The organism is Klebsiella sp. 141198 (assembly GCF_050600785.1).
GTDB lineage: Bacteria > Pseudomonadota > Gammaproteobacteria > Enterobacterales > Enterobacteriaceae > Klebsiella > Klebsiella aerogenes.
In genome coordinates, this window is the sequence record NZ_JAQIRM010000001.1 from 469,472 (window position 1) to 490,213 (window position 20,742).

General features: G+C 55.4%; 20 protein-coding genes. 8 read left to right on the forward strand and 12 right to left on the reverse strand.

Going from position 1 to position 20,742, the window contains the following annotated elements; translation table 11 throughout:
• Positions 1-46: 46 nt before the first annotated feature.
• Positions 47-1,348, reverse strand: a complete 1,302-nt coding sequence (gene rstB, locus PGR10_RS02285) for a two-component system sensor histidine kinase RstB (protein WP_087858501.1) — start codon at positions 1,346-1,348, stop codon at positions 47-49.
• Between the two features lie 190 nt (positions 1,349-1,538).
• On the opposite strand from rstB, the gene PGR10_RS02290 reads away from it, so the two are divergent.
• Positions 1,539-2,120 carry a hypothetical protein gene (locus PGR10_RS02290; RefSeq protein ID WP_430922844.1) on the forward strand — a complete coding sequence of 194 codons (582 nt, stop codon included), beginning with the start codon at positions 1,539-1,541 and terminating at the stop codon, positions 2,118-2,120.
• A 6-nt stretch (positions 2,121-2,126) separates the two neighbouring features.
• On the opposite strand, the gene rstA is transcribed toward PGR10_RS02290, so the two are convergent.
• On the reverse strand, positions 2,127-2,843 hold the full coding sequence (rstA, locus tag PGR10_RS02295; protein WP_032707933.1) for a two-component system response regulator RstA: 717 nt from the start codon (positions 2,841-2,843) through the stop codon (positions 2,127-2,129).
• Between the two features lie 125 nt (positions 2,844-2,968).
• Here rstA and PGR10_RS02300 point away from each other — a divergent pair, with 125 nt between their 5' ends.
• Entirely contained in the window at positions 2,969-3,304 is a 336-nt protein-coding gene (locus tag PGR10_RS02300) for a GlpM family protein (RefSeq protein ID WP_015366825.1), read from the forward strand.
• Here PGR10_RS02300 and folM read toward each other — a convergent pair.
• The 3 genes from folM to ydgH form a co-directional block, all read right to left on the reverse strand.
• On the reverse strand, positions 3,301-4,023 hold the full coding sequence (folM, locus tag PGR10_RS02305; protein WP_047064908.1) for a dihydromonapterin reductase: 723 nt from the start codon (positions 4,021-4,023) through the stop codon (positions 3,301-3,303). The two genes, PGR10_RS02300 and folM, sit on opposite strands and share 4 nt — an antisense overlap.
• Before the next feature lie 37 nt (positions 4,024-4,060).
• On the reverse strand, positions 4,061-5,443 hold the full coding sequence (locus PGR10_RS02310; protein ID WP_015366823.1) for an amino acid permease: 1,383 nt from the start codon (positions 5,441-5,443) through the stop codon (positions 4,061-4,063).
• A gap of 177 nt (positions 5,444-5,620) precedes the next feature.
• Entirely contained in the window at positions 5,621-6,571 is a 951-nt protein-coding gene (gene ydgH, locus PGR10_RS02315) for a DUF1471 family protein YdgH (protein ID WP_032711543.1), read from the reverse strand.
• 519 nt (positions 6,572-7,090) lie between these two features.
• On the opposite strand from ydgH, the gene pntA reads away from it, so the two are divergent.
• The 3 genes from pntA (at position 7,091) to PGR10_RS02330 (ending at position 10,339) form a co-directional block, all read left to right on the forward strand.
• Positions 7,091-8,620 (forward strand): Re/Si-specific NAD(P)(+) transhydrogenase subunit alpha, encoded by a 1,530-nt coding sequence (gene pntA / locus PGR10_RS02320; protein ID WP_113374689.1) that lies wholly within the window; start codon positions 7,091-7,093, stop codon positions 8,618-8,620.
• Between the two features lie 10 nt (positions 8,621-8,630).
• Positions 8,631-10,019 (forward strand): Re/Si-specific NAD(P)(+) transhydrogenase subunit beta, encoded by a 1,389-nt coding sequence (pntB, locus tag PGR10_RS02325; protein ID WP_020078971.1) that lies wholly within the window; start codon positions 8,631-8,633, stop codon positions 10,017-10,019.
• Between the two features lie 131 nt (positions 10,020-10,150).
• The gene (locus PGR10_RS02330; RefSeq protein ID WP_045392396.1) at positions 10,151-10,339 is read left to right on the forward strand and encodes a YdiH family protein; all 189 of its coding nucleotides are present in this window, start codon (positions 10,151-10,153) and stop codon (positions 10,337-10,339) included.
• Positions 10,340-10,474: 135 nt separating this feature from the next.
• Here PGR10_RS02330 and uspE read toward each other — a convergent pair whose 3' ends face one another.
• From uspE to ogt, 3 genes are all read right to left on the reverse strand, one after another.
• On the reverse strand, positions 10,475-11,425 hold the full coding sequence (gene uspE, locus PGR10_RS02335; RefSeq protein ID WP_045392393.1) for a universal stress protein UspE: 951 nt from the start codon (positions 11,423-11,425) through the stop codon (positions 10,475-10,477).
• A 151-nt stretch (positions 11,426-11,576) separates the two neighbouring features.
• On the reverse strand, positions 11,577-12,329 hold the full coding sequence (gene fnr / locus PGR10_RS02340) for a fumarate/nitrate reduction transcriptional regulator Fnr (protein ID WP_004862555.1): 753 nt from the start codon (positions 12,327-12,329) through the stop codon (positions 11,577-11,579).
• Between the two features lie 194 nt (positions 12,330-12,523).
• The gene (gene ogt / locus PGR10_RS02345) at positions 12,524-13,039 is read right to left on the reverse strand and encodes a methylated-DNA--[protein]-cysteine S-methyltransferase (protein WP_087858504.1); all 516 of its coding nucleotides are present in this window, start codon (positions 13,037-13,039) and stop codon (positions 12,524-12,526) included.
• 479 nt (positions 13,040-13,518) lie between these two features.
• Here ogt and PGR10_RS02350 point away from each other — a divergent pair, with 479 nt between their 5' ends.
• A complete protein-coding gene (locus tag PGR10_RS02350) occupies positions 13,519-13,611 on the forward strand; it encodes a phosphatidate cytidylyltransferase (protein ID WP_372585015.1) in 93 nt (30 codons plus the stop codon).
• Between the two features lie 32 nt (positions 13,612-13,643).
• Here PGR10_RS02350 and abgT read toward each other — a convergent pair whose 3' ends face one another.
• The 3 genes from abgT to PGR10_RS02365 all read right to left on the reverse strand — a co-directional run bounded on the left by abgT (position 13,644) and on the right by PGR10_RS02365 (position 18,041).
• Positions 13,644-15,170, reverse strand: coding sequence for a p-aminobenzoyl-glutamate transporter (gene abgT / locus PGR10_RS02355; protein ID WP_087858505.1), 1,527 nt, complete (start codon positions 15,168-15,170; stop codon positions 13,644-13,646).
• 115 nt (positions 15,171-15,285) lie between these two features.
• Positions 15,286-16,731 (reverse strand): M20 family metallopeptidase, encoded by a 1,446-nt coding sequence (locus PGR10_RS02360; protein WP_087858506.1) that lies wholly within the window; start codon positions 16,729-16,731, stop codon positions 15,286-15,288.
• Positions 16,731-18,041, reverse strand: a complete 1,311-nt coding sequence (locus PGR10_RS02365) for a M20 family metallo-hydrolase (RefSeq protein WP_430922845.1) — start codon at positions 18,039-18,041, stop codon at positions 16,731-16,733. The genes PGR10_RS02360 and PGR10_RS02365 overlap by 1 nt, the downstream gene beginning before the upstream one ends.
• A 166-nt stretch (positions 18,042-18,207) precedes the next feature.
• Here PGR10_RS02365 and PGR10_RS02370 point away from each other — a divergent pair, with 166 nt between their 5' ends.
• Both PGR10_RS02370 and smrA read left to right on the forward strand, forming a co-directional pair.
• Positions 18,208-19,116: a LysR family transcriptional regulator gene (locus PGR10_RS02370; protein WP_087858508.1), complete on the forward strand. Its 909-nt coding sequence runs from the start codon at positions 18,208-18,210 to the stop codon at positions 19,114-19,116.
• A gap of 102 nt (positions 19,117-19,218) precedes the next feature.
• Positions 19,219-19,782, forward strand: coding sequence for a DNA endonuclease SmrA (smrA, locus tag PGR10_RS02375; protein ID WP_087858509.1), 564 nt, complete (start codon positions 19,219-19,221; stop codon positions 19,780-19,782).
• On the opposite strand, the gene PGR10_RS02380 is transcribed toward smrA, so the two are convergent.
• Positions 19,779-20,585: an IclR family transcriptional regulator domain-containing protein gene (locus PGR10_RS02380; RefSeq protein WP_015366809.1), complete on the reverse strand. Its 807-nt coding sequence runs from the start codon at positions 20,583-20,585 to the stop codon at positions 19,779-19,781. The two genes, smrA and PGR10_RS02380, sit on opposite strands and share 4 nt — an antisense overlap.
• Positions 20,586-20,742 lie beyond the last annotated feature (157 nt).

Consider the following 20,742-nt stretch of genomic DNA (forward strand, 5'->3'; position numbering starts at 1 on the left):
TTTGAGTATAAACTATACGCAGGCCGTGACGCCTGCGCAAGTTCAGCTAAGCAGAGGTAAAAGCGGGAAGCTGGTGGTAAATGGGCCAGCTGAAAATGAATGCCGCGCCGCCAAGCGAGCTTTCGTCGCAGTGGACTTCACCGGACATCGCCTGAGCAATACTGTGTACAATCGCCAGCCCCAGGCCGCAGCCGCCGGTGGCGCGATCGCGGCTGGGATCGAGACGGACAAACGGCTCGAATACCCGTTCGCGTTCTTCAAGGGCGATACCCGGGCCATCATCTTCCACTCGCAGCGTCGCCCTTGAACCGGCCAGCGACAGGCCAATTTGAATATGTTGCTGACTGTAGCGCAGGGCATTATTAACCAGGTTATCCAGCACGCGCTCCATTAAACGCATATCCAGCGCGCCGTAGTCGCCCGCCGTAAGCTGGCGCAACGCGACTTCACGCTGCGGATTGACCAGTTGTATATCCTCGACGTGCGCGCGGATCCAGGCCGGGAAATCCGGGGTAGTCAGGTTGAGTTCGTTCTGCGGGCGATCGAGGCGCGCGTAGGTGAGCAGTTCTTCAATCAGCGCTTCTAGTTGCCCGATATCGCGGTTGAGAGCCAGCGACTCGGCCTCGGTCAGATTTTCGCTCATCTCCAGGCGATAGCGCAGGCGCACCAGCGGCGTGCGTAGTTCATGGGCGATACCGTCAATAAGCTGTTTTTTACTGGCTATCAGGGCGTTGATATTATCCGCCATCTGGTTAAAGGCCACGCCGAGTCGCTCGAAGCTCGACATGCTATCGAAATGGATGCGCTCGCTAAAATGGCCTTCGCCGAAGCGCTGTGCGGCGGTTTCGATACGCAACATATCCTGCCAGTGCGGACGCATCCAGATAAACACCGGGAAAGCCAGTGAAATAGCGATAAACGCCATCAGCGCGACGTCCAGCAGGCGCATCTCATGCAAAAAATAGAGATAGGGCACCGGGCCGACCGACAGGACGTAATGGCTGCGCGGGATGCGTTGAATAAAGGTGTACTGATCGTCCAGCGCCACGATATCGCCCGCGCGCAGATGCTGCATCGAGCTTTCCGAGAGCTTGAACTTGCTTAACGGTTCAATGTGCAGATCGAAAGAGAGGTTGAGGTCCAGCTCTTTCAGCGTGTTGCTCCAGTCGCGCGGCGGGATCTCGCGCAGTTCGCTGCGCATCAGATAGAGCGAGCTTTTCATCAGATCGTCCAGCGACTGGCGTCCGGCGCGCTCGGCGGTGAATTTATACACCAGGCCGACCAGCATGGTCATGACCAGGAAGCAGACGAACAGCAAAAGGTAAAACTGCACAAACAGTTTTTTCATTAATCATCACCGGTCATTAACTGGGTTATCTTGCGTCAAAAGATTCTACAGGAGAAGGATCCCGCTCGGCAAAGTTCTCACCGACACGCCAGGCCAAATGACCGATAGCCGTATTGTGCCATTTCCCCGGCCTGTCAGGTGCCAGCCTCTCTGTTAATTTAAGCGCCCCTTAAATGATGGAGAGCGCCAGATGACTCAGCCCGTGTATTTGCATACTGGTAATGATGTTGAGATTTTGAAAACCTTCGATATGGTCCTGAGCCATATGCAGGCGATCGCCGACCCTTATCAGTGGAAGTGGGTGATTACCGGCTGGCACAGCATCCTGCAGAACGCGATGGTGTTGGCGCTGTGTCAGGGCAATGACTTTCAGGTCTACCTGGCCGACGGTAAAGCGTCGACACAAGAAATCTTCCAGCAAATCTGTAACGACGATTTCTCCAACATCAATAAACTGCAGCTGCCGTCCTTCATGGCGCTATACCGTGCGACGAGGGAGAGCAGCGCCTTCACACCCAGCGAAGTCTGTACGGTGGCGGTGGGCAAGCTTCACCAGCTGCGTAACGATTTCATCCATTATCATCCGGGAGGCTGGAGTCTACAGGTCGATGGCTTACCGCAATGGATTCAGGCGAGCGGCGAACTACTGGATCATTTCCTCGCCAGCGGTGAGGTCGTACGCTGGTATGACGAAAACGACGAAATGGCATTCAGAGAGAAATACGCTGAATTTCAAGACCGACTACACGGTGTGATGTCGGTCTATTCCTGACGCGGATTAATTATCCCAGGCGTGCGGGGCAAACAGATAGCCTTTGTTGCGCACCGTCTTGATGCGGTAGGGCTCGGTGGCGTTGTCGAGCAGCTTTTTACGCAGGCGTGAAATCGCGACATCGACGCTGCGATCCATGCCGTCGTAGCTGACGCCGCGGAGATTTTTCAACAGCGCATCGCGATCCATAATCTGCCCGGCATGGGTCGCCAGTTCCCACAGCAGGTCGAAATCGGCGGTGGATAAAGCCACGTTGTCGCCGCCGAGCAATACCTGACGGTTAACCGGGTCGATCGACAGCGAACCAAAAACAATGGCTTTATGCGGCGTCAGGGTTGCGGGAGCGGGCATCGACGGCGAAGCCACGTGCTGGCGCAGATGCAAACGCAAGCGGGCCAGCAGCACCGCAGGTGGGGTGGTTTTGAGGATGTAATCACTGGCGCCCATCTCCAACGACAGAATATGGTTCATATCGCTATCGAGCGAGGTCAGCAACACGATCGGACCCTGCCACTGGCTGCGCAGGTCGCGGCACAGCGTCATCCCGTCTTTGCCAGGCAGCATGATATCCAGCAGTACCAGATCGGGTTGTTCACGAGCAATAACCTCTTCGGCCCGGTCGCCGCGCGGCTCAACAACCACGTCCATATCATGTTTTCCCAGATAGGCGGCGATAAGCGCGCCAACTTCGGGCTCATCCTCAACAAAAACGATCTTATTCATATCTTACGCGTATAAATTAAAAAGCTAACATACACCGCCCGCAAATTGCCTGCCATTAATCTTTCATAAACAAATGTTCTTCCGTTATGCTGGTAGAAATTGTTGTTCAAATGTTAAGGCATAAAATGGGGCTGTTGATTAAAGCGCTGCTGGGAGCGCTGGTGGTGGTACTGATAGGCGTACTGTCAAAAACCAAAAATTACTATATTGCCGGCTTAATTCCGTTATTTCCGACCTTCGCGCTTATTGCCCACTATATCGTCGCCAGCGAGCGCGGCATTGAAGCGCTACGCACGACTATTGTCTTCGGTATGTGGTCAATCATACCGTATTTTATCTACTTACTTTCGTTATGGTACTTCACTGGCGTAATGCGCCTGCCTTACGCGCTGGCAGGCGCGGTGATCTGCTGGAGCCTAGCGGCCTGGCTGCTCATCCTCGGCTGGAGCCGTTTCCACTAGCGCAGCGGTCGGCCGCCGTCGACAGCGAAAGAGCGGCCGGTGACGTAGCAACTGGTGAACAGATAATCGATGAGGTCGATAATCTCTTTTTCACCCGGCGCGATTTTCATCAGCGATTTATCCAGCGCCTGTTTACGATATTCAGCGTCATCATGCTCGTTGAACATAATCAGCGATGGCGCGATGGCGTTGACCTTTACTTCCGGGGCCAGCTTACGGGCGAAAGAGCGGGTCATATTATCAAGCGCCGCTTTACTGGCGGCATAGGCGATATGCTTATCGCTGCCGCGTTCCACTACGTAGTCGGTAATATGAATAATATCGCTGGCCGCGTGACCAAAACCGCGCAGCAGGCTCTCCAGCGCGTGGTTAAGCAAATAGGGCGCGTGGACATGAATTTGCATCATCCGCGATATCACCGTGGATAACGGCACACCGGGTTTTTCCGCCATCCAATCACTGGCGTTATGAATAATCGCACGCAGCCCGCTGGTCTGCGCTTTCACCGCTTCCGCGAAGGTAAGAATACCGTCGTCGCTGCTGAAATCGGCCTGCAGACACACCGCGCCGGCTTCGCGCAGGGTGTCAATCGAAGGATAATGCTGGCGATAGCTGACGATCACCGGTTGCTGCTGGTTTAAAAAATGGTGTGCCAGAGCGAGGCCGATACGGCGGCCTGCTCCCGTGATCAGGACCGGACGAGGCTGTGCTTCAGCCATGGGTATCTCCTTTCAAGTTCAGCGGTAGGGCAACCGCTTACCCCACCAGCATCCACGTTGCCGGAACGGCGGCAACCAGCAAAAAACCAATTAATGCCATTTCACGGCGTTTGAGCATGCGATCGTGCTGGTGAGTACGCCGGGCGTACAGGAAAACCAGAAGACCCGGAGCGTAAAGTACCACCGACAATAGCAAATGCACAGGACCGGACGCATACAATAACCATAAGCCATAAACGCACGCGCCGACACCCACGGCTTTGTGTAAAGGACGCACGGCAATCTTAAGCAGGAAAGCGCCGACGAGGAAATAGGGCACCAGAATCATTTCTGAGGCGATGGTTAGCAGGGTACCGTAGTCAGATCCGGTAAGCCAAATCAGCACCAGACAAATCTGCACGCTGATGTTGGTCAACCACAGCGAGGAAGAGGGCGCATTATTCTTATTAGTTTTGGCGAACAGGCGCGGGAACGCTTTGTGCGTCGCCGCCAGATACGGCACTTCGGCGGCCATAATGGTCCAGCTTAAATAGGCGCCGCAGACGGAGATAATTAATCCCGCGGCGATCACTACCTCGCCCCATGACCCCATCATCTTGACCATCAGGCCAGCCATCGACGGGTTGCGCATTTCAGCCAGTTCTGGGCGGGCGACAACGCCCAGCGACAGCAGGGTGACCAGCAGATAAACCGCCAGCGCCGAGACCACCGCCAGTAGCGTCGCGCGACCAACGTCGCGCTTATGACGGGCGCGGGCGGAAACCACGACCGCGCCCTCCACGCCGATAAATACCCACAGGGTGATCAGCATGGTGTTTTTCACCTGTTCCCATACCGGTACGCCGAGAGCGATACCGCTGAAATCGAGGCGGAAAGTATCGAGCCGGAACGCGATAGCGGCCAGCGCTACGAAAGCGCCGAGCGGCAACAGTTTAGCCAGCGTCGCCACCAGGTTAATGCCTGCCGCGGTCTGGACCCCACGCAGCACCAGAAAATGCACCACCCATAGCAGCACGGACGCGCCGACGATCGCCTGCCAGGTGTTACCGTCACCAAAAATACGCATCTCCGGCGTATCGGTGAAGAAACTCAGGGCCGAGAAGACGATTACCAGGTAGGAGACATTGGCAATCACCGCGCACAGCCAGTAACCCCAGGCGGAACAGAAACCGATCAGTTCGCCAAAACCTTCGCGAGCATAGGTAAAGATACCGCCGTCCAGTTCCGGACGGATTCGGGTCAGCAATAGCATGGCGAAAGCGAGGAATAAAATCCCGACGCCGGTGATGGCCCAGCCGATAAGCAGAGCGGATGGGCTGGCAACGGCAGCCATGTTTTGCGGCAAACTGAAAACGCCCGCGCCCAGCATGGAGCTGAGTACCAGTGCGGTCAGGGCGCTAAGGCCCAGTTTCTTTTCCATTGTATTCCCGAGGTGGCAACAGTGAATCAAGAATATTTATTTGGCGAAATCGCATAAAAATGGAGGATTACGCTAAGGCGCGGGATTTTACGGAGTGTCTTGTACGCATGCAATGGCGGCGGGCGAAAAAATGCAAAAAGGCGACGTGATGTCGCCTTTTTGAGCAGCTGAAACCGATTACTTATACAGGTCGGCGCTGATGGTGATATTACCGCCACGTTCCTGCCACTGGCGGGTGATGTGGTAGTATTTCGCCCCTTTCTTGGCCGCGCGTTTCGCGGTCTGATAGGAGATTTCCGTCATGTTGCCATAGTTACCGGTGAATTTGATGCTATCAAACGGCACCATCTGCGCGGCGGTGATTTTGTTCACCTCTTCAACTTTCGTGCCGTCCGGCAGGGTGACAGTGTAACGTCCGCCTTTCGACGATTGGGTTTCGTAGAACAGACCTACGCCGGTACCGGCGCCGACCGCGGCGGAGGAGGCCACGCCTGGGATTTCGACGTTTTTAGCCGCTTCGCCGCCTTTCGCCAGAGCGGCGCGACCGGCTTCAGAATCAGCAGGAATCGCATCCGGGCTCTGTAGTACGCGCTTCTGCGCATCCTTTTTATAAATATAAGCGGTGATGCGCTGGTTGCCGCCCTGGTTGGCGTCAACCTGGCGGACGATGAAGAAGGCATACGCGCCTTTAGCTTTTGCCGCTTTGGCGATGGCGTCGTTGACTTCCGGCTGGCTACGATAGAAGCCCTGCACGGTCACGGTGTCATATGGCATCAGCGCGACGGCCTGATCTTTCGGCAGTTCCATCACGCCGTTAATAATACGGTTTTTCGGGGTATCCGCCTGCGGGGCGTTTTCTTTATAAAAATCCGCCGTTACGCGCCAGTTGCCGCCGTTGCCGAAATCTGAGGTGTCGACAACATAAAAGGAAGCTGCGCCATCTTTATCCGCCTTACGGGAAACCGCCTGTACGGCATCGCCAATCGCGTTAAAACGGCCAGTGACGACGACGCGGTCATAGGGCTTCAGCGCTGCCGCTTGCTCCGGAGTCAGCTCGGTCGCTGCATGGGCAGACAACGCGGTGGTAGCCAGAAGAGCAGACGCCAGGAGTGTGTTCTTAAGCTTCATAAAAATAATCCTTTGCCTTGCGCAAACCATGTACTGGTATTGTTGTTGACTGAAAACAGGTGATTATTGCATTTAAACAACGTAACTGTCTGCGTCATTTTTCACTTCCCGCCCGAATCGTTCGTTACAAAAATATAACAAATACTGATATGTTGAAAAAACAGCCCCTTGAACAGCAAAATCGATAATCAATATCACTTTTATAAGTTAACGTAATGTTAATGCAATGATACTGGCGGTAATAAATGGCGAATTAATCCCAAAGGTAAGCGAATTATCAGGTTCTCGCATAAAATTAAGGCAAATATTGCTGCCTGACGCAGTCAGGACTAATTTTTCTCAATAAAATCAAAAATTCTGTTTTAACGATGTAGATCACAATCGGTATTTTCAGTAGGTTATAAAAAGTTTGTTACTGTTTCATTTTCCAGATGAATACCTGTGCGGCGTTTTTGCGCCGCCGCTGGCGCATTTGTGAAAAAAATAAACCATCATCAAAAACCGATGGAAGGGAAAACTATGCGAATTGGGATACCAAAAGAGAGCTTAGCTCAGGAAACCCGGGCCGCTGCGACGCCGAAGACGGTCGAGCAGCTGCTTAAGCTCGGGTTTAGCGTGGCGGTCGAGAGCGGAGCCGGGAAACTGGCGAGCTTCGACGATGAAGCCTTCGAACAGGCGGGCGCGGAAATCGTCAGCGCGGATAACGTCTGGCACTCCGACGTCATCCTCAAGGTTAATGCGCCGAGCGATGCGGAAATTGCGAAGCTCAACCCGGGCACTACGCTGGTGAGTTTCATCTGGCCGGCGCAGAATCCGGATCTCATGGAAAAGCTGGCCGCTCGCGGTATCAACGTGATGGCGATGGACTCGGTGCCGCGTATTTCCCGCGCCCAGTCGTTAGATGCGCTGAGTTCGATGGCCAACATCGCTGGTTATCGCGCGATTGTCGAAGCGGCGCACGAATTCGGTCGTTTCTTTACCGGGCAGATCACAGCGGCAGGTAAAGTACCGCCGGCGAAGGTGATGGTAATCGGCGCAGGCGTTGCCGGCCTGGCGGCGATTGGCGCGGCGAACAGCCTCGGCGCCATCGTCCGCGCCTTCGATACCCGTCCGGAAGTGAAAGAACAGGTGCAGAGTATGGGCGCCGAGTTCCTTGAACTGGACTTTAAAGAAGAAGCGGGCAGCGGCGACGGTTATGCCAAAGTCATGTCTGAAGCCTTTATCAAAGCCGAAATGGCGCTGTTCGCCGCACAGGCTAAAGATGTCGATATCATTGTCACCACCGCGCTGATCCCGGGTAAACCGGCGCCGAAGCTGATTACCCGCGAAATGGTTGACTCCATGAAGTCGGGCAGCGTAGTCGTCGACCTGGCGTCGCAAAACGGCGGCAACTGTGAATACACCGTGCCGGGCGAAGTCGTGACCACCGCTAATGGCGTGAAAATTATCGGTTATACCGACCTGCCGGGTCGTCTGCCGACGCAATCTTCTCAGCTCTACGGCACTAACCTGGTAAACCTGCTGAAGCTGCTGTGCAAGGATAAAGACGGGAATATCACCATCGATTTCGACGATGTGGTGGTACGTGGCGTTACCGTGGTCCGCGAGGGCGAAATTACCTGGCCGGCGCCGCCGATTCAGGTATCCGCGCAGCCTCAGGCGGCGACGAAAACCGTCGAAGCGCCAAAAGAGGAGGCCAAACCAGGTTCGCCGTGGCGTAAATACGCGCTGATGGCGCTGGCGATTATCCTCTTTGGCTGGCTGGCGAACGTCGCGCCGAAAGAGTTTCTTGGTCACTTTACCGTCTTCGCGCTCTCCTGCGTAGTCGGCTACTACGTGGTGTGGAACGTGTCGCACGCGCTGCACACGCCGCTCATGTCGGTAACCAACGCCATTTCAGGGATTATTGTCGTTGGGGCATTGCTGCAGATAGGGCACGGCGGCTGGGTCAGCTTCTTGAGCTTTATCGCGGTGCTGATCGCCAGCATTAATATTTTTGGTGGTTTCACCGTCACTCAGCGCATGCTGAAAATGTTCCGCAAAAACTAAGGGGTAGCACATGTCTGGAGGATTAGTTACAGCTGCATACATTGTTGCCGCTATTCTGTTTATCTTTAGCCTTGCGGGGCTGTCAAAGCACGAAACGTCGAAGCAGGGCAACCTGTACGGCATCGCTGGGATGGCGATTGCGCTGATTGCCACCATCTTTGGGCCGGACAGCGGTAATGTCGGCTGGATAATCGTGGCGATGGTTATCGGCGGGGCGATTGGTATCCGCCTGGCGAAGAAAGTCGAAATGACCGAGATGCCGGAGCTGGTGGCGGTACTGCATAGCTTCGTTGGTCTGGCGGCGGTGCTGGTTGGCTTCAACAGCTATCTCGACCACGGACCGGGCCTCGATCAGGTGCTGGCGAATATTCACCTGACCGAAGTGTTCCTCGGCATCTTTATCGGCGCCGTGACCTTCACCGGCTCGATCGTTGCCTTTGGTAAGCTGCGCGGCAAAATTTCGTCAAAACCGCTGATGCTGCCGAATCGCCATAAGCTGAACCTGGCGGCGCTGGTTATCTCCTTCCTGCTGCTGGTGGCCTTCGTGCGTACCGACAGCACCGGAACGCAGGTACTGTGCCTGCTGGTGATGACCATTATCGCCCTCGCGTTCGGCTGGCACCTGGTGGCGTCTATCGGCGGCGCGGATATGCCGGTCGTGGTATCGATGCTGAACTCGTACTCCGGTTGGGCGGCGGCGGCGGCGGGCTTTATGCTCAGCAACGACCTGCTGATCGTGACCGGCGCGCTGGTGGGTTCTTCCGGTGCGATCCTCTCCTACATTATGTGTAAGGCGATGAACCGTTCGTTTATCAGCGTTATCGCCGGCGGTTTCGGCACCGATGGCGGCAGTTCCAGCGGCGATGAAGAAGTCGGTGAGCATCGTGAAATCAGCGCTGAAGAAACGGCGGAAATGCTGAAAAACTCGCATTCCGTGATCATCACCCCGGGCTACGGTATGGCGGTGGCGCAGGCGCAGTATCCGGTCGCGGAAATCACTGAGAAGCTGCGTGCGCGCGGTATCAAGGTGCGCTTCGGGATCCATCCGGTCGCCGGGCGACTGCCGGGGCACATGAACGTGCTGCTGGCGGAAGCGAAGGTTCCGTATGACGTGGTGCTGGAAATGGACGAAATCAACGATGATTTCGCCGATACCGATACCGTACTGGTGATCGGCGCGAACGACACCGTCAACCCAGCGGCGCAGGACGATCCGAAGAGCCCGATCGCCGGTATGCCGGTGCTGGAAGTGTGGAAGGCGCAGAACGTGGTGGTCTTCAAACGTTCGATGAACACCGGCTATGCTGGCGTGCAGAATCCGCTGTTCTTCAAAGAGAACACCCACATGCTGTTTGGCGACGCTAAAGCCAGCGTGGATGCCATTCTGAAAGCGCTGTAATAGCGCAACGCTCTAAGCCGTCTCTGTTGAGACGGCTTTTTTATATAGGCAGTGAAACCATGATTTTGCTCATAAAGTGAACGGTGATGGGTGTTATACTATGCCTGTTTTTTCACCACACTGAGGATATTATGGATACCGAGTTAACCCCCACGCAGATGGCCATCGAGTACCTGCGCCGCGACACTTCCGTTATGACTCCCGCGCAGTACCTGAAGAAGCTCAAACTCCTCGAGCTCGAGTTTGCCGATCTGATGTCGCTTTCATCGATGGAGCTGAAAGAAGAGATCGACCTGGCCTGGCGTTTAGGTATCCACTAACGCATTCTGTAAGTTTATTAAATTAGCGTTGATATCCCGGGCCGTAAGGCCCTTTTTCTTTTTTGCGGGCGCGGCAAAAAAATCCCCCGGCGGGCGGGGGACGTTAGATAATATTTCAAACCTGATGAGACGCTGTTAGTCGTCGTCTTCATCGTCCAGTTCAACTGGAGTTTGATAAGCTTCAGGTTTCAGTACCAGCAGGTCGCAGCGCAGGTGGTCGATAACCTGTTCCGCGGTATTGCCGAGAAACGCGGCAGAGATGCCGGTGCGGCCAACGGTGCCCAGCACCACAATCCCGGCCTGCAGGTGTTCAGCTAAATCAGGGATAACCTCTTCAGGCAGCCCTTTCTCTACGTGGGTGCGGCTTTCATCAATGCTGAATTTCTGGCGCAGCGCTTTCATTGCCAGTAGATGCTGGCCGCGAATCGCATCGTTATAGATGCTCGGGTCAAAATCAGGTAATTCAATGGCGATGTTGATAGGCGTCACCGGATAGGCGCCAACCAGATGTACTTCGGTATGATTAACCTGATCGGCGAGGGCGATGGTCTCCCGCACCAGTTTTTCATTGAGGGCGTTGTGATAGTTCTCTTCACTGGCCAGATTAACCGCCACCAGCGCTTTACCGCCTTCCGGCCAGGGCTGATCTTTAACCATCCACACCGGACATGGACATTTGCGCAGCAGGTGCCAGTCGGTCGGTGTGAAGATGACCGCTTCGAGTTTGTCGTGCTGATGGGCCATTTTCAGCAGCAGGTCGTGTTTATCGCTGATGATTTCCTGAATGATGGCTTCAAAGGGGCGGTTGTGCCATACCACTTTGATATCGATTGGCACCCCGGATTCAATATAAAACTTGGCCTGTTCACGGATCCAGGCGCTGCGTTGGCTAATCACGCCCTGGCGCATCGCCGTCCGCTCGTCGGGCGACAGCAGGGTGGTCATTTCGTAGGAAAAATCATAGATCGGCAAAAAGGCTTTGATGCGTCCACCAATCCGTTGGTGCAGATACACCGCGCGCCGTAATGCAGGCTGGTCGTCCTGGTTAGGGTCGATTACTACCAGCATGTTCTGATACTTCGCCATACAGGGTCTCCTTACAGCTGTAGCTACAGTCAGTATTTAAAAAGATAACCTATATGGATGAATTGAAACAGGGGATGACCCTGGCCAGATCAACAAATTAGAAAAAAATGTCGATCCGGCACAAGGTAGAAGAAAGTCTAGCGGAGATAAATCAGGCGACGTTGCGCGCCTGGCCTGCCAGTTGCGCCAGCAGATCGCTGTTTTCGATGGTGATATATTTCCCTTTCACCGCCAGCATACCGCTTTTCTGGAAACGACCGAGCAGACGGCTGATGGTTTCTACTGTCAGGCCCAGATAGTTGCCGATGTCGCCACGCGTCATGGTCAGGCGAAACTCACGTGGTGAGAAGCCGCGCTGCGCGAAACGGCGGGACAGGTTGTAGATAAACGCCGCCAACCGTTCTTCTGCGTTCTTTTTGGAAAGCAACAGGATCATGTCCTGATCGCCTTTGATCTCGCCGCTCATCAGGCGCATCATCTGCTGACGCAGGTTCGGCATTTTACCGGAAAGATCATCCAGCGTTTCGAACGGAATTTCGCATACCATCGAGGTTTCCAGCGCCTGCGCAAAGCTTGGGTGCAGGGCGGTGCCAATGGCGTCAAAACCGACCAAATCACCCGCCAGATGGAAGCCAGTAATCTGCTCATCGCCTTGTTCGGTGATGGTGTAGCTTTTGATGGTCCCTGAACGGATAGCGTACAGCGACTTCAGCTCATCACCCGCTTTGAACAGGGTTTGCCCTTTCTGAATAGGCTTCTTGCGCTCGATGATATTATCAAGCTGATCCAGCTCATGTTCGTTCAAAGTAAAGGGGATGCAGAGCTGGCTAATGCTGCAATCCTGACAATGGATTGCACAACCACCAGACTGAATGCGTCGTATAATTCGCTTTTCCGGGATCATATGTCTGCTCAAGCTTTAATTGATATTGGTCAATTTTAACATCTTTTTGAGGAGCAAGTAAGTCTCGAAACCCGGAAAGACGTAATATTAGAAGGGTAAATATATCACTCGCCATATCTCTTTGATAATAAGAAAATTATTAGGCGATTAATTATTGTAAAGTTACCTGTAATTTCCAAAAAAGGCATTATCTGTCAAAGCAGCAAATAGCCCTCATGGCGCAATAACCACTCTTTTCGCTGTACGCCCCCGGCGTAGCCGGTCATGGTGCCGTTACGGCCAATCACGCGATGGCAGGGAACCACGATGCTGACCGGATTGGAACCATTTGCCGCACCGACCGCGCGTGCTGCGCCTGGACGGCCAAGAACCTCGGCTAACTGACCGTAGTGCATGACTTGTCCGCAGGGAATCGTACGCAGCGCTTGCCACACCTGGCGTTGAAACGGCGTACCGCCGGTTGCGGTCGGCAGGGTATCGATAATCGCAAGATCGCCGTCGAAGTATTGCCGCAGCTTCGCGCTCAGCCCGCCCGGATCGCGCGCATCAACGCGATTATAACCCTCGTGACGGTAGTGGATGTCCAGCAGTTGCTCCATACGATCACGGTGCTGATCCCATTCCACGGCGCGCAGGTTAAATTGTTCATCGCAAATGACCCACAACGGCCCCAGCGGGGTGTCGATTTTATCTTGCAGCAGCGTCAGCATCGGTCTTCCTTCTACGAGGTTATTTCGCCAAGGGCACACCATATCATGACGTGCGGCCTGCAAACTATACCTCCGAAAGGTCAGCAAATAATGAAACCTGTACTATTAATTTATAAATACGAATCGCAGTCATTTAAATTCAGTCATTCCATTGCCCGATCGCAAATTGCAGGAATAAAGGAAGGGGTGAAGTAATGTTTATTTTTGCATTAACTACCAGGCGCGTCGTGAAGGGCATTTTGCTACCTTTGTCTGGCGGCGAATTTCCCTGTGCGGAGAAGCGTTCAGTTCAAATTCCTATGCAGTTTGTCATACGCACGCGGATTAGTGTGAACTGGCTAATCCACCGGGAGGCACCCGGCGCCGCAGATAAATATACAGGCATTCCTTGAGTCAATTATTTTTCCAGCGCTTTGGCGCTGGTTTTTTTTAACCAACAGAAAGGTGGCGATATGCAATACATATTAACAGGGGTTGTTGTGTTGATTATCAGTGGGTTAGCTATCAATTTGCTGTCGGTGGTCATCGAAAGCCTGTATAAAACGTTCCTGCATCGCAGCACATCGCGTTAACGCCCGCAGGCCCTCCCTGGCCTGTCGCTGCGTTAGGGTAAGCGTGGATAAATACCTGGGCCAATCGGTAGCCCTACCAGATACCAGCCCACCAGCAGCAGTAGCCAGACGGCTAAGAAAATGAGCGGGTAGGGTAATACCAGCGAATAGTAGGTGCCCAGTCTGGCTTCGGGCCGGTAGCGCTGTAAAAAGCCGAGAAACAGCGGCACAAACGGCGATACCGGCGCGAGCGGCAGCACGGAAGAGTCAGCGATACGAAACAGGATCTGCGCAAACGCCGGGTGAAAGCCCAGCAGCATGAACATTGGTACAAAAATGGGCGCCAGAATCGACCAGATAGCCGAACCGCTGGCGATAAACATACACAAAAACGCCGACAGCAGCGCCAGGCCGACAAACGCCGGCACGCCATTCATTCCCGCGCTTTCCAGCACATCGGTTAGACCAACGGCCATGAATTTACCCATATTGCTCCAGTTAAACATGGCGACAAACTGGGCCAGTGGGAAGACCATCACGATAAATCCGGCCATCTCCTTCATCGGCTCGATCATTAACTGCGGCAGGTCAGCCTGACGGCGAATTTTGCCGGTAGCGATGCCGTAAGCCAAAGACACGACAAAAAAGAAAAAGATAATCAGCGGCACAATGCCTTTAATAAAGGGCGAGGGCATCACGGTATGTTTGATGGGATCGCGCAGGATGCCGTTTTCCGGCACCACCATCAGCGCGATAACCGCCACAAACAGCAGCGCCGCGATACCGGCAATACGCAGCCCGAACCGCTGTTCCGCCGTCAGCGTCTGCAGCGTTTCATCACTCTGGCCCTGCCACTTTCCTAACCGTGGCTCGACCAGTTTATCGGTGATTAATCCGCCGACCAGCGTCAGAACGATGACTGAGGTGGCCATGAAATACCAGTTGTCGATAACGCTAACATGCAGCGAGGCATCAAGCGTTTTCGCCGCTTCGGTACTGATACCAGAGAGCAACACGTCGGTGGTGACAATAAGTAAATTTGCCGTAAACCCGCAGCCGACGCCGGCGATTGCCGCCAGCAAACCGGCTACCGGATGGCGGCCCACGGCGAGAAACATTAACGCCCCCAGCGGCGGCATAATGACCAGCGCCGCATCGGAAGAGATGTGGCTGAAGAAGGCGATAAATAACACCATGTAACTGGCGTAACGCGCGCTAACGTGCGATGACATCTTGACCATCAGCGACGGCAGCAGGCCGACCCGTTCGGCAAAACCAGCGCCGAGCACCAGCGCCAGAATCGCCCCCAGCGGCGCGAAGCCGCTAAAGTTTTTAATCACGTTTGGCAGAAACCAGTGCAGCCCTTCAACGCTGAGCAGATTCTTTACCACCACTCGCGAACCGTCGGTAGGGTTCTGTACGCCGACGTTTAGCGCCGACAAAATGGCGGTGGCGGCCATCAGCGCGACGATCAGATAGATAAACAGCAAAAATGGATGCGGAACCTTATTACCTATTTTTTCAACCCAGCCATACAGCTTACCGGTGGGGGAATGCGACGGTATGGATGACATACTCATGGGCGTTCCTCAGTTGTCGTTGTTGTGTTGGTTGCGGCATGCCTCATGGGTTGTCAGCTGTTGTTTTTATTGGCGATTGCCATGCGCTGTACGCTATCCCAGAGGCTAATTTTTCTTATTTTAAAATTGATGGTACGACGTCACGCGGGATCGGGCACTGATATGGGCTAACCGCCAGTACCTGAGCCAGTTCCTGCTGGCTTGCTTCGAGCAACGGCCTGTCGCTGAACAAACGAATCGCCGTCGCTCCCAGTATCTTACCCGCCAGCAGCATCCCTTTATGGGCAATGGACGTTCTTCCCTGGCTCACCAGTTGCCAGCTATGCAGCGGCGTACCGATGGCGAAGCAGGGGCTAAAACACTGGGCCACCGGCGCTTTCCAGCTCACGTCGCCGACGTCGGTAGAGCCGGCCAGCACGTTTTCCGTCGCCGCCCACGGCGCGACTTCATCAATCAACACCGTGTCCTGATGGCGGCGGGCAAACGCTTTTCCTTCTTCACCGCTGGTGCCGGCAATATTCTTCAGGCTGTTATTTATATCGTTCACGCCGAGCGTGGCGCGAATATCCACCGCGAAAGCGCGCTCTTCGTCACTCCATTGCGGCGTACCGTAATGACATACGGCCTGATACATTGCCGCTTCCAGCGTGCGATTAGGGAGATAGCTGGAACAGGCTTTTTCAAAACGGCAACTGACGCTGGTTTCGGTCATCAGCGCGGCGCCCTGGGCGATTTTCTCAATGCGGGCGAAGATTTGCTGCACGTCGGCCATTTCCGGAGCGCGAATTAAATACAGCACTTCAGCCTGCGCCTGCACCACGTTGGGCGACACGCCGCCGGTATCGGTAATGGCGTAGTGCACACGCGCCTTCTCGATAATATGCTCATTGAGGAAGTTACTGCCGGTGGTCATCAGCGTGACGGCGTCCAACGCGCTACGCCCCAGATGCGGCGAGTTTGCCGCGTGCGCGGCGGTTCCGGTAAAGCGCCACGCCGCCTGAATATTGGCCAGCGTGCTGGTGCTGAACATCCCGGCCCAGGCTTCCGGATGCCAGGTGAGGGCGGCGTCGATATCATCGAATAGTCCCTCGCGCACCATAAAGGTTTTACCCGAACCGCCTTCTTCGCCCGGGCAGCCATAAAAGCGCAGGGTGCCCGAGCCGCCATGCTGCTGCAGCCACTGTTTCGCAGCGACGGCGGCGGCGAACGCCGCGGTGCCGAGGAGATTATGCCCACAGCCGTGGCCGTTTTCCCCCGGCGTCGCGGATGTTGGTTCAGCACTGTGCGCCTGTTGGCTGAGTCCTGCCAGCGCATCAAACTCGCCGAGCAGGGCGATGACTGGTTTACCCTCGCCAAAGCTGGCGATAAACGCATTGGGGATTCCACCAGCGTGACGGCTTAGTTGAAAACCTTCCGCTTCCAGCGCGTCGGCCAACCGCGCGGCGGACCAGAATTCCTGGAATCGGGTTTCCGGATGATCCCAGATATCATCGGCAATAGCGCAAAAATCGTCGCGTCGCGATTCAATGATGTCATCAACAAATTGATAGATCTTTTCCATCACACACCTCGCTGCCAGGGAAAGTTGAGCGCGATGCGCGCCAGCGTCTCGACCGCGATGGTCATCACGCCTTCGTCGAAATCAAATTTCTCATTGTGATGTCCGGCGCTCAGTTCAGTACCGAAAATCATGTATGAAGCCAGCCCGCCGCGTTCCTGTACGCGCGCCATCATCAAAGTGGCATCTTCGGATCCCGCCGGCGCGGCAATATGATCGACCGCCTCTACCACCCCCGGCACCTGTGCTGCCTGCTCACGCAGGTATCGCACCCACGCCGGAGAGGGCGCGCTGGAGGTCGCCGCGCCCATGAGCCGAAGTTCATAGCGGGCTTCATACATCGCTGCGGCGCCGGCAATCACATTTTGCGCCCGCTCAAACACATACTGGTTGATAGCTTCCGTCTCGCCGCGGGTTTCCACTTTTATCAGCGCGGAAGAAGGGACCACGTTGCGCCCGGTGCCGGCCTGCATAACGCCGACGTTAACCCGCGAGGCGCCGGCGCTGTGCGGCGCGATGGCGTGTAATGCGAGGGCGGCCTGCGCGGCGGCCAGTAGCGCGTTGCGCCCATCTTCCGGTTTGCCGCCGGCGTGTGCCGCGACGCCCTCGAATTGCACGTCGAATTTGGTGGTCGCCATAAAGTTGTCACCGCCGCAGACCACGGTGCCGCTGGGGACGCCGGTGCCGATATGAATGGCGGTAAAGTAGTCCACGTTATCGAGCACGCCTGCCGCCACCATCGCGCGCGCGCCGCGGGTACCTTCTTCGGCAGGCTGGAAAATCAGCTTGATGATCCCGTTGAGCCGATCGGCATACTGCTGTAGCACATGCGCTAAACTCAGCCCGATGGCGGTATGGCCGTCATGGCCGCAGGCGTGCATCATCCCGGCGTTGCAGGAGGCGAAACCCGCGCGATGCGGGCGATGGCAATCGTCGTGTTGTTCGTTAAGATCGAGCGCGTCCATATCGACGCGAAACGCCAGCGTCGGGCCGGGGCGGCCGGTGTCCAGGGTGGCGACGACGCCGGCGAATCCGCCTTCAAAAGCCGTTAGCCAACGTTCCGGCGCTCCCTGTTCGCGGGCTCGCTGGAATGCCTGTGCCAGGGTGGCGTCGTCGGGCAGCCCCATTCGGCTGTCGGCATCGATAACGTCGCGCCCCAGCGCCAGTTGATAACCGAGGCCGTCTAAGATCCCGGCAACCTTGCTGGCGGTGCGAAATTCCAGCCAGCCGGACTCCGCGTGCAGGTGAAAATCACGACGCCATTGCGTCATTTCCGGCGCCAGTTGGCTGATGAATTCATGAAGTTGCGGCATAACCCTTCCTGTCATAATTAAAAAGTGTGACGGCGTTCACGAAGTGATAGCTTTTGCTTATCACATACGCCTTTCATGCAATCTCACCCTTAACCTGCCACAGCATGTTCGATTACAGTAGATGTCATTTTCTTCTGTCTGATAAGCAATGGTTATCACCTAAAACATGTCATTTCAGATTAAATTTCATCAAATTCGCGCTTTCGTTGAGGTTGCCCGCGAGGGGAGTATTCGCGGCGCCAGCCGGGCGCTTGCTATCTCGCAGCCCGCGTTGACCAAAGCGATTAAAGAGCTGGAAGAAGGGCTTTCCGCCCAACTGTTTGTCCGCCGCAGCCAGGGGGTGGCGCTGACGGAAAACGGCGAAAGTTTTTATCAACATGCGAGCCTGATCCTTGAAGAGCTTCGGGCGGCGCAGGATGAACTGCTGCAGCGTCAGGGCGAGCAGGCCGGGCAGATTAATATTGGTCTCGGCGCCAGCGTCGCGCGGTCGCTGATGCCATCGGTGATTTGCCGCTTTCATCAGCAGCATCCGCTGGTGAAGGTACGGATCATGGAAGGGCAACTCCTGGCGATGATTAATGAACTGCGGCAGGGTGAGCTTGATTTCACTATCAACACCTACTATCCCGGCCCGTACGATCATGAATTCAGCTTTGAAAAACTGTTTGAGAAACCATTCGCGGTATTCGCCCGCGCCGGACATCCGGCGGCGCGCGCCACTTCCCTGACTGAATTGCTCGAACACCACTGGACGATGCCAACGCCGCGCGGTAGCTACTTTAAACAACTGCAGGAGATGTTTAACCAGGCCGGGCTGGCGCCCAAGGTCGATATCGTGTGTGAAACCTTCTCTTCGTGCATCAGTCTGGTGGTGAAGAGCGATTTCCTCAGCATTCTGCCGGTAGAGCTCGGAAACGATCCGATGATGGCGGATAAACTGGTGATGATCCCCATACGTGAAACGTTGCCCAGGGCAACCTACTACCTGATCCAGCGGCGCGACACGCGACAGACGCCGTTAACGGCTTCGTTAATCACCCTGTTTCGTCGTCAAAGCCGTCAATTGTTTCCTTAAATATCCTGCGTGGGGCTATTTGTCGGCAGTGGCGGCTAAACGCGTTGAGGGGCAGGCGCGAGGCGGCTATAGTAGCAGGCGATAGCCGCTGGAGGAGTGACCATGAACCTTGACGACAAATCCCTGTTTCTTGACGCCATGGAGGATGTCCAGCCTCTGAAACGTAATAATGATGTGCACTGGCATCGTGAACGCCCCGCGCGCGCGCCGCAGCGCATCGATACCCTGCAGCTCGATAATTATCTGACTACCGGCTACCTCGATATTGTGCCGCTCGCCGTACCGCTGGAGTTCAAACGGGAAGGGCTGCAAAGCGGAGTGCTGGAAAAGCTGCGGCGTGGAAAATACAGCCAGCAGGCAAGCCTGTCGCTTCTGCGCCAGCCGGTCGAACAGTGCCGGCAAATGCTGTTCGCCTTCGTGATACAGGCGCAAAAAGAAGGGCTGCGTAATTTACTTATCATCCACGGCAAAGGCCGTGATGACCAGGCCCATGCCAATATTATTCGCAGCTACCTGGCGCGCTGGCTGCCAGAGCTGCCTGAGGTACAGGCGTTTTGCGCCGCGCTACCGCACCACGGCGGCAGCGGCGCCTGCTATGTTGCGCTGCGTAAATCAGAGCAGGCCAAACAGGAGAACTGGGAGCTGCACGCCAAACGTAGCCGCTAGCGCAGCAGCAGCGTTAGCTCGCGGGCGGCTTTTTGTAGTTCCGGCAGCACCCGGTCCAGCATTTCGCGGGTCGACATCTGGCCCGCGTGAACCCCGACGTTTAGCGCCGCTTCCACCTGTCCCTGCGGGTTATACAGCGGTACCGCCAGCGAACGCAGCCCCATTTCCAGTTCCTGATCGTTCAACGCATATCCCTGCTGATGCACGCGTTTTAGCTCCGCGCGCAGCTTATTCACCGAATCTACCGTCTGCGGGGTGTAGCGAATCATCGTCACCCGGCCCAGCATGTCGTTCAGCCGTTCTTCCGGCTGATGGCTTAACAGCACGCGCCCCATGGAGGTCGCCCACGCCGGCAGGCGGCTGCCGATATCAAGATCGATCGTCATAATTCGCGAACTGGAGGCGCGGGCGATATACAGGATATCGTCGCCATCAAGGGTGGCGATTGAGCAGGACTCATTGAGCATTTCGCTCAGATGTTTGAGCACCGGCTGCGCCGAGCGCGCCAGCGGCGTTGAGGCCAGCCAGGCGTGACCAAGGGCAAGTATCCGTGGACGCAGCTGGAAATTCTTACCGTCTTCGGCGTAGACGAATCCCAGTTTGCTTAAGGTATACAGGCAGCGCCGTACCGCCGCGCGAGGAATGCCGGTTTTCTGGCTGATCTGCGAAATCGACAGCACCGGGCGCTGCGGGGTAAAAGCCTGAATGACTTCCAGCCCCCGCGCCAGCGACGCCATAAAGTTCGGGTCGCCCTTAAACGGATCGCCGTCGCCCGCCACTACATCATCTGGATGCTTGTCCATTTTGTTCTCCGTATTTGCCATCGATCACATTCTTTCGCTAAAGATATACGATGTTCGATTATCGCACCATATTTCGATTATCGCCCTTGACCAGCATCGTTAAGCGGGTCACATTTTGTGCGAACAACGCATATAAGTGCGATTACCGCACGTTAAG

Excerpts from the sequence above, each read along its gene's own strand:
- rstB (WP_087858501.1), bottom strand. The coding sequence starts at position 1,348 with ATGAAAAAACTGTTTGTGCAGTTTTACCTTTTGCTGTTCGTCTGCTTC.
- PGR10_RS02290 (WP_430922844.1), top strand. The coding sequence starts at position 1,539 with ATGACTCAGCCCGTGTATTTGCATACTGGTAATGATGTTGAGATTTTG.
- rstA (WP_032707933.1), bottom strand. The coding sequence starts at position 2,843 with ATGAATAAGATCGTTTTTGTTGAGGATGAGCCCGAAGTTGGCGCGCTT.
- PGR10_RS02300 (WP_015366825.1), top strand. The coding sequence starts at position 2,969 with ATGGGGCTGTTGATTAAAGCGCTGCTGGGAGCGCTGGTGGTGGTACTG.
- folM (WP_047064908.1), bottom strand. The coding sequence starts at position 4,023 with ATGGCTGAAGCACAGCCTCGTCCGGTCCTGATCACGGGAGCAGGCCGC.
- PGR10_RS02310 (WP_015366823.1), bottom strand. The coding sequence starts at position 5,443 with ATGGAAAAGAAACTGGGCCTTAGCGCCCTGACCGCACTGGTACTCAGC.
- ydgH (WP_032711543.1), bottom strand. The coding sequence starts at position 6,571 with ATGAAGCTTAAGAACACACTCCTGGCGTCTGCTCTTCTGGCTACCACC.
- pntA (WP_113374689.1), top strand. The coding sequence starts at position 7,091 with ATGCGAATTGGGATACCAAAAGAGAGCTTAGCTCAGGAAACCCGGGCC.
- pntB (WP_020078971.1), top strand. The coding sequence starts at position 8,631 with ATGTCTGGAGGATTAGTTACAGCTGCATACATTGTTGCCGCTATTCTG.
- PGR10_RS02330 (WP_045392396.1), top strand. The coding sequence starts at position 10,151 with ATGGATACCGAGTTAACCCCCACGCAGATGGCCATCGAGTACCTGCGC.
- uspE (WP_045392393.1), bottom strand. The coding sequence starts at position 11,425 with ATGGCGAAGTATCAGAACATGCTGGTAGTAATCGACCCTAACCAGGAC.
- fnr (WP_004862555.1), bottom strand. The coding sequence starts at position 12,329 with ATGATCCCGGAAAAGCGAATTATACGACGCATTCAGTCTGGTGGTTGT.
- ogt (WP_087858504.1), bottom strand. The coding sequence starts at position 13,039 with ATGCTGACGCTGCTGCAAGATAAAATCGACACCCCGCTGGGGCCGTTG.
- abgT (WP_087858505.1), bottom strand. The coding sequence starts at position 15,170 with ATGAGTATGTCATCCATACCGTCGCATTCCCCCACCGGTAAGCTGTAT.
- PGR10_RS02360 (WP_087858506.1), bottom strand. The coding sequence starts at position 16,731 with ATGGAAAAGATCTATCAATTTGTTGATGACATCATTGAATCGCGACGC.
- PGR10_RS02365 (WP_430922845.1), bottom strand. The coding sequence starts at position 18,041 with ATGCCGCAACTTCATGAATTCATCAGCCAACTGGCGCCGGAAATGACG.
- PGR10_RS02370 (WP_087858508.1), top strand. The coding sequence starts at position 18,208 with ATGTCATTTCAGATTAAATTTCATCAAATTCGCGCTTTCGTTGAGGTT.
- smrA (WP_087858509.1), top strand. The coding sequence starts at position 19,219 with ATGAACCTTGACGACAAATCCCTGTTTCTTGACGCCATGGAGGATGTC.
- PGR10_RS02380 (WP_015366809.1), bottom strand. The coding sequence starts at position 20,585 with ATGGACAAGCATCCAGATGATGTAGTGGCGGGCGACGGCGATCCGTTT.